Raw genomic sequence first — 7,023 nt, forward strand, 5'->3', positions numbered from 1 at the left:
CTTTGAACGATTTCGTTCCTTGAATGTTCGGTCGAATGACCAACTCGACGAGCTCGTTTCGCAGTGCCAGAACATTGTTCAGGGCGTGCAGCCTCAGACGCTACGAGACGACGCTCAGGTACGACAGTCGGTCAGCCGTGAACTATCGAGCGTACAGGCAACGCTGGACGAACTGTTGGTAGATCGGCCACGTCGGCGGATTATCCGCTCTCCGAAGTGAGGTGCCCTATGCAACTTGTCATCTCATCCACGGGGAACATTCGTTGTCTTTATGACGAGACGCTCGACCTCCATACGCTCGGCAAACTGTCGATCTCGCGCGGTTCCCACGTCGAGCCGAACGACGACGGTCAGTGGTTTGCGGATCTCGCACCCGTCGGTGGGCCAAGACTTGGTCCGTTTAAAAATCGCAGCATCGCGTTGAGTGCAGAGGTCAGTTGGCTGGAAGAGCATTGGCTCTCTTCAAGCCAACGATTAGCACACTGATGTGATCCCACGCTTTCCGAAGCCCTTGCTGGAGTGCGATCCGGCAAGGGCTCTTTCTGTTTCTTGACCTAAGGAGAAATGAATCCATGCACGCTTCTGATATTTACCGAGCAGTTGCCGAGGCAACTGGCGAGAGTGTTTCCACGATCCGGGAACTGGGATTTTCGCTAGTCGAAGAACCTTCAGACGAACTGGACGACGATGTCGGTTTCGGTCCGAACGTCATCGACTGGGACGAAGTCGAGTTTTTGAGAGCACGGGAGTCTTCGGGGAGCGAGTGTTATGAACCGAAAGCAGCCTAACTCCCACACTTCGGAAACGGCAGTCTTGTCACGATCGACGCATCCTCGGAGTGCAGCGGATCAAGTCGATCTGCGTTTGATCCGGGGTGGTCAGCAGCGAGGGCGGCGTCAGCACCGATACCATCCTCGTTGTGCGAATTGGCGACGCTCGGACAGGTAGTTTTGTTAATTCGTGAAGTGGGAGGATCTATGGAGACCATCGTGCAGTTTGCATTCTGGGCTGTTGTTGCCTGGGCTTGCTACAAGACCGGTAAGCAATTGGGAAGCCGGAAGGGATACCATGTCGGACGTCGACATGGTCATTCTTCGCGAAAGTAGAATTGTCAGAAGTAGTCAAACCTAGTAGGGCCGCCCAACAGGGCGGCCCTTGAACTTTTTTCTTAGCTATTGGCATCATCATCAATGCCCCATTCACGGTATTCCGTTTCAGGGCAGATGGTATGACCGCAAGACTTTTCGCGTCATGCCTCTCGCTATTCGGGTACGGCTAGGTTGGACAAGAGTTATCCTAGGGGACTACCAACGAACAGCGGTCTCGCCTGCACGACAAGACTTGAATTCCATCTTCTCGATTAACTGCAATTGATAGCACTGGCACGACTTGGCAAGTTATAATGCGAGGTTTAAAAATTGCGGGAGATAAACACTGAGGCGATCTCTTCGGTGATCAATCAAGAGTTGGATTCAACGCCCTTCCAGATCAACCACGGTCAGGCAAACAGTCAATTAGCAATCAGGCAGTAAGGTTGTGGCGCACATCGTTTTTGGGTGGGAACTGGGCGGAGGCTATGGGCACTTGGGGCCGTTTCGTCCGGTGGCCGAGCGACTGATGGCGTCGGGGCATCGCATTACCCTGATCGTCAAGGACCTGGCTCGGGCAGGCGCGGCGTTCGGCGATCTGGACATTCAACTGTATCAGGCACCAGTGAAGATTAGCAAAGCGATTCCCCACAATCCTGCTCCAGCTACGTTCGGGCATTTGCTGCAGAATATGGGGTTTGGCGATCCTCAGGAACTGAAAGCGATGGTGCAGGCCTGGCGGAATCTTTATCAGCTGATTCGGCCCGACTGCCTCGTCCTCGATCACGCCCCGACGGGCATTCTCGCCTCACGCGGACTCTCGATTCCCTCGTTTACCATCGGTACCGGCTTCTTCTGCCCTGTCGATGAATTCCCCTTGTGTGAAATGGCACCCTGGCGACCGATGCCGAAGGAACTTAGGGCCAGGGACGAACAGCAGTTCATCGAGCGAATCAATGGCGTTCTGCAAAGCAATCGGCAGCCCACGATCGACCGGATCGGCCAGATCTATTCGGACGTAACGGCCAATCTATTAACCACCTTCAAGGAACTCGATCACTATCCGCATCGCCAAGGGGGGGGAGTACCTAGGGGCCTGGTCGGCCAAGAAGCGGCACCGCGCGAAAGACTCGGCCGAGATACAATGGCCGGATGGCGAAGGTCTGAAGGTTTATGCCTATCTGAAACCGTTTCGGGCGATCAAGGAACTGCTGCGGTGGCTAGGGGGCCAGGGATGCTCGACGCTTGTTGTCGGAGACGGTTTGAATGTCGCGGAACTTGGCAAATCGCTCCCACCCAATGTCCGCCTGGCGGATCGGCATATCGATTTGGCCACAGTGGTCGAGTCGTGCGATCTGGCGATCATGAACGGAAATCACGGAACCTGCTGCGAGTTCCTCCTGGCCGGGCGACCGGTATTTCATATTCCCCTTACGTTCGAACAGGCCGTATTCAGCCGCCGAACGCATGAGCTTGGCGTATCGCTGGATGCCGTTCCCAACCAGACTCAGCAAGTTATTCAGCAGCTATCCGCGATGATGAAGTCAAGCACGTTTCGTGAACAAGCCCAGGCTTTTGCGTCGCGGTATGTAGAGTTTGATCCTGATCAGGCGATCGAGCGGTGTACCAGTCTCATTCAGTGGCCCCTCTAAACTTCTGCAACCGCTGAGTTGCCTTTTGCAGCGTCGTGTAGTGGGGAATATAGTCGAGCTCGATCGCTTCGGTCAGCGACTGACAGTCGAGAAGTTGCTCGGTGATGCCGCGATAATCGAGCCGCTGAAAGTTCTTCAGCACCAAGCAGGCAAACAGTTGATGCTGCGTAAACATCTTCGGGCTGTTCACGTGCCGATATGCTGGCAAAGCTTGCTTGGCGACGGTCCTGGCAGTGACCAACACATCCAACGGAGATTTACTCGAAACGCTCATTAAGAGCTGCTACGTTAAAAGCCCCGCTAGCGGGGAAACTATTTCTGTAGTTTTCTACAGAGCCAGTCCCACTTACTTTTCTTGATATTTACGTTGCCGTACAGTGGCGTCTTTGGTGCCAGAGCCGGCACAGCCTAAGGAGATCGATCGAAAGACCATATCAACTATTCAGTCTTCCACAACAGGTTTTTTTGGGGAGAGAAACGGGTCTAACCTCTCGTGTACTTCGCCCCTTGCCACTACCAGTACCTTGTACCCATCAAAAACCGCATTTCCGGGGCTTTCATCATCTGACCAATAGACGAGACCATGACTCCCCGGAAGAAGTTCAACTAATCGTTTTAGCACGTCTAACAACATATCGTGATCCGTTCCTCGATGATTGGCACCTCCTGAACACTGAAAGACCTTGGAGTAGTTCACATGGACAATGCAGTCATTGGGCTTGCAGCTTAACTTGTCACGTACAAGTGCTCTAAGCGCATCGACCTTTGAGTCAAGCTGCCCACAATCGGATTCTTCCGTCGATTCGCTAAGTTCAATCCAAAGATGGTATTCGTACATGGTCTTACTCAATTTAAAGGTGTAAAATCAATGACAGGTTCAACCCCGTATCGTTTGCCATACTCTTCGAGCTTCCGCAAGACATCTCGATGCGGAGGACCTTCAAAGTGAAAGTACGGTTTTCTCCCACTCTGAATGGCCGTCTCAAAAGTTGCTTTTGCTTGATCTCGAAACACTTTGTTTACCACGAAGTTCGCTGGCTTAGATTGAGCAACGTAGAGATCACTGACGGCATCGAACTCATTGCCTGGGCCGTTAGAAAACTTTACTCGTGACTCACCTCCCAGTCGTTTAGCTAGAGCATCGGCTGCAGAGTCGGGACTATGAACCTTAACGAGCTTGCCGAGTCCACCGTTTTCGGCAAGAGCCGCCGCAGCCTTAGCCGCATCCTCGTTGAATAGCTTTGCGGCCTTTTCCGCTTCGATTTTGGAGGCATACCTGACTCCCTCCACCGATCCGTCAACCGTATGATAAACCTCCCATGCACCATCGGCCAGTTGACGAGCTTCGTACCGATTATGCACCCAAACCGAAAAGCCCCAGTCGTCAGCTCCGACGAAGTAGGTGTGATCTTCTGCTACACGGATGTTGAAGACAGGTACTTCCCGGTTTGTCTCTTCAACGCGCTGCACCATCGTCGTGGTGTCGTCATGGCCGAGAATGGCATCGCCTGCCTTTAGTTTGGCTACCGGTGTCCAGCCCTGTCCAGCCACGAAGAACGGATGCTCAGCCGTTGTCTCAATTGTGCGGCCGCCGACTTGAACTTCCCAGATAGGAGCTGAAAGCCGGAACAGTTCTTCGACGGCACTGGCTCGAACCGGGGCATCAGGTTGATCTTCCGGGCGGGAAAGGATGGCATCGCCAACTTTCAGGTCTTCAATGAAGCACGACCCGCCTGGAACCAAAATGGGCGTGCCAGCTGCAAAACACGTTTTTTGTAGGACGAGCAGACTCGTTTTGTGTATTTTGGAGACCGTTTGCGATATCGTACTTCCTTCATCAAACAATTTGGCCAGGACATGCGAAACATCCTTCAAGTGGTCAAGGTGTTTGAGATTGCGCAATTTCTCCATCAACACCAAGAGCTTGGCAGGCTTAGTGGCCGCGGATGCCGCACCAGCGGTTAGGGCCGTCTCGCCTAAGGTTTGGACGATTTCCCATGTGATTGCACCGGAAATTCTTCCTCGCTGCTCAGGCGTTAGCTCGTTGTACTTGGTTGCCAACTCCGCCATCACAGTCACCATGATCAGTTGTGCCTGGGCGTGGCTGGTGGCCAGAGCCCTCAACTTTTCTGGATCACCCTCGGTAAGGGCTTCGATGTGCTGATTGATCGAGTTCTCTAAAAACTCATTGGCCTTCGTGGCGGCATTTACCACAAAATTGGTTGCCGCCTCAAGCATCTCCCTCGCTTTGTTAGCATCGGCCACCTCCTGATCAAGCGCCCTGCTATCTCCCAGAATATACTTCTGAGCTAACGCCCCGGTGACCCGCACGGGAGTCGTATTGAGATGCCACGTAAATTTCGCAATACTCCACAAGCTTGTTACGTTGCCCCAGGCACCATCGTAGAAGAAACCAGTAGCGAAGCCTTGATAGTAGCTTGGGTCGAGTTGATCGCCGCTCCACTGTGCCTTGTTTAGCTCGCCAAGTAGACGCAACGATTGACGGTCGAGTTCATCTAAAGTTTTTTGAAGTTCGCCTTGTTGGGTGGCAGACTGATTCGTCAGCCCTTCGATACCAATCTCAGCAGGTATGATGTTCGACGAAGTGTTGATGCTTTGGCCAACGACATCGACAGAGCTTGCAGGGCTTTCGCCCGTATTGGCGATTGGAAGTGGGCCGGACTCTAAGAACTTTCCGATGCGACTACTAGTAACGTCTGTAACCGAAGATGGGATTGATATCTGAGAATTTGTATTTTGAGGTTCGCCGGATGTATCTTCGGAACCTTGTTCTGCACCGTTACTTTCATGCTCTCCGTAGGAAGTGTTGGATGCGACTGGGTGGGATGCATGGGTGGCTTGCTGCTGTTCTTTCCTTTCCACTTCCGCATCTTTTTCGGAAAGCGATTTGACTACTTCTGCCTGTTCCTCGCCAACGAGTTGATCTCGGACGGCATCGGCTTCCGCTAGGAGATAGGCTTCCGTTGCTGCGGCCTGAGTATCTTGGAAATTATGGGTCTCTTGCAGAATCAAGAGTTGGCCGTCTCGCTGGGCTTCCGTGATCGTCAACTCCTTGGTCGACCAGGGATCACTATTGGATGCGAGACTATTGACGATCTGATCATATGCATCGGTTGCCTTAAATTGAGCGAATGCTTGATCTAAATCAGCGATGGTTTCCTGCAAAGTACGAGACGCCGCGGCATCCGTTTGAACAAGTGTAACTTGGGCATCCGCGATGGTTGAAGTTCCACGGAGCCGAGATTGACCGACATTATTTTCGTGATTGGAATCGGCTTTGGCGATTGTGACCCGATGCTGGCCATCGGCTGATACGGCTGCCGCGTAGTACGCATCGGTATACGACTTGGCGGCGTTGGCAAACGCGGTCGCGGCCGCGGCAATCGAAGCGTCGCGTGCTGCCGCATCATTGTCGAACTCATATTGGCGTTCCGCTTTTTCAACCGCAATCCGATGGTCACGATGCGCTTGGGCTTCGGCATCATGGTAAGCCGCTACTGCTGCCGCGAACGTGTCTCCGTTCTGTTGGTAGCTACTAGCGATTGACGTGGTGGCCTGCTTCTGACTTGATGCCGTCAGCATTGCATGATCATAGATTGTGTTCTCACGGATGTCTGCAAACTGTGAATTTGCTCCAGCGGAAGCAGAGGAGTAAATTTCGTACGAGAGAATGACATCGCGAATCCAGTCTTGAGTCTCGATATCTAAATTACTTGCCGCTTGGCTCTGACCAGCCGCTTTCTCTTTGAGGAAATTGCTGAACGGACTTGCTAATTGCGTGTCGATGACCGAAACACCAGCCAGTTGAGCTGCCACTTCATTGCTTTGGTTGGTGGAATCATTGTCAGATAACGAGATCGTGAGTTGATTCGTAGCCCCATCGGTTGCCTGGACAACGGTAGCCCGATTTTGCTGAACGGAAAGACGCAATGACTTTTCTTGCTGGGCTACCTTGCGATTGAAGCTGTAGCTTGCTGCGGCAGCATTGGTACTATAGTTCGCAGTGGCTTCCAAAATTGCTTTGTTATAAGTTTCGAGATGCCCAGCGATGGCCGCTGCGGCAACGTAATCGGCATTCGCCGTATCTTCAATTTGCTGCAAATCGAGCGCGAGAATTGTCGTGTCACGTTTCGACTCTGAAATGCCCCAAAAACCTGGCCCACCGTTATGAGAGTTCGGATTGGGTAAAAGGAATCGCAGTGGGCTGCTGGAGTGAGGGCGTAGCCCGAACGGAAGCAGGCCACTGCGACGCGAAGTCTGCG

6 protein-coding genes and 1 pseudogene are annotated in these 7,023 nt (G+C 52.8%); 4 read left to right on the plus strand and 3 right to left on the minus strand.

Annotation, left to right across the window (positions count from 1 at the left end; genetic code table 11):
- The 4 genes and pseudogenes from C5Y96_RS01930 to C5Y96_RS28080 all read left to right on the plus strand — a co-directional run.
- Positions 1–220, plus strand: a pseudogene (locus C5Y96_RS01930) (hypothetical protein); the annotation flags it as partial.
- Between the two features lie 8 nt (positions 221–228).
- Positions 229–486: a hypothetical protein gene (locus C5Y96_RS01935; protein ID WP_233198723.1), complete on the plus strand. Its 258-nt coding sequence runs from the start codon at positions 229–231 to the stop codon at positions 484–486.
- Between the two features lie 86 nt (positions 487–572).
- Entirely contained in the window at positions 573–788 is a 216-nt protein-coding gene (locus tag C5Y96_RS01940) for a hypothetical protein (RefSeq protein WP_105349869.1), read from the plus strand.
- A 1,637-nt stretch (positions 789–2,425) separates the two neighbouring features.
- Complete coding sequence (locus C5Y96_RS28080; RefSeq protein ID WP_409994409.1) at positions 2,426–2,740, plus strand: glycosyltransferase; 315 nt, start codon at positions 2,426–2,428, stop codon at positions 2,738–2,740.
- Here C5Y96_RS28080 and C5Y96_RS01950 read toward each other — a convergent pair.
- The 3 genes from C5Y96_RS01950 to C5Y96_RS27570 all read right to left on the minus strand — a co-directional run.
- Positions 2,721–3,014 (minus strand): hypothetical protein, encoded by a 294-nt coding sequence (locus tag C5Y96_RS01950; RefSeq protein ID WP_105349871.1) that lies wholly within the window; start codon positions 3,012–3,014, stop codon positions 2,721–2,723. The genes C5Y96_RS28080 and C5Y96_RS01950 overlap by 20 nt on opposite strands.
- Before the next feature lie 168 nt (positions 3,015–3,182).
- A complete protein-coding gene (locus C5Y96_RS28085; RefSeq protein WP_105349872.1) occupies positions 3,183–3,578 on the minus strand; it encodes an Imm7 family immunity protein in 396 nt (131 codons plus the stop codon).
- Positions 3,579–3,586: 8 nt separating this feature from the next.
- A partial coding sequence (locus C5Y96_RS27570; protein ID WP_199188615.1) for a restriction endonuclease fold toxin occupies positions 3,587–7,023 on the minus strand: 3,437 nt, incomplete at its 5' end.

It is taken from the genome of Blastopirellula marina (assembly GCF_002967715.1).
GTDB classification, from domain to species: Bacteria; Planctomycetota; Planctomycetia; order Pirellulales; family Pirellulaceae; genus Bremerella; species Bremerella marina_B.

Bases quoted from the DNA above. Each gene is read 5' to 3' on its own strand.
- C5Y96_RS01950 (WP_105349871.1), bottom strand. From the start codon at position 3,014: ATGAGCGTTTCGAGTAAATCTCCGTTGGATGTGTTGGTCACTGCCAGG.
- C5Y96_RS01940 (WP_105349869.1), top strand. From the start codon at position 573: ATGCACGCTTCTGATATTTACCGAGCAGTTGCCGAGGCAACTGGCGAG.
- C5Y96_RS28085 (WP_105349872.1), bottom strand. From the start codon at position 3,578: ATGTACGAATACCATCTTTGGATTGAACTTAGCGAATCGACGGAAGAA.
- C5Y96_RS01935 (WP_233198723.1), top strand. From the start codon at position 229: ATGCAACTTGTCATCTCATCCACGGGGAACATTCGTTGTCTTTATGAC.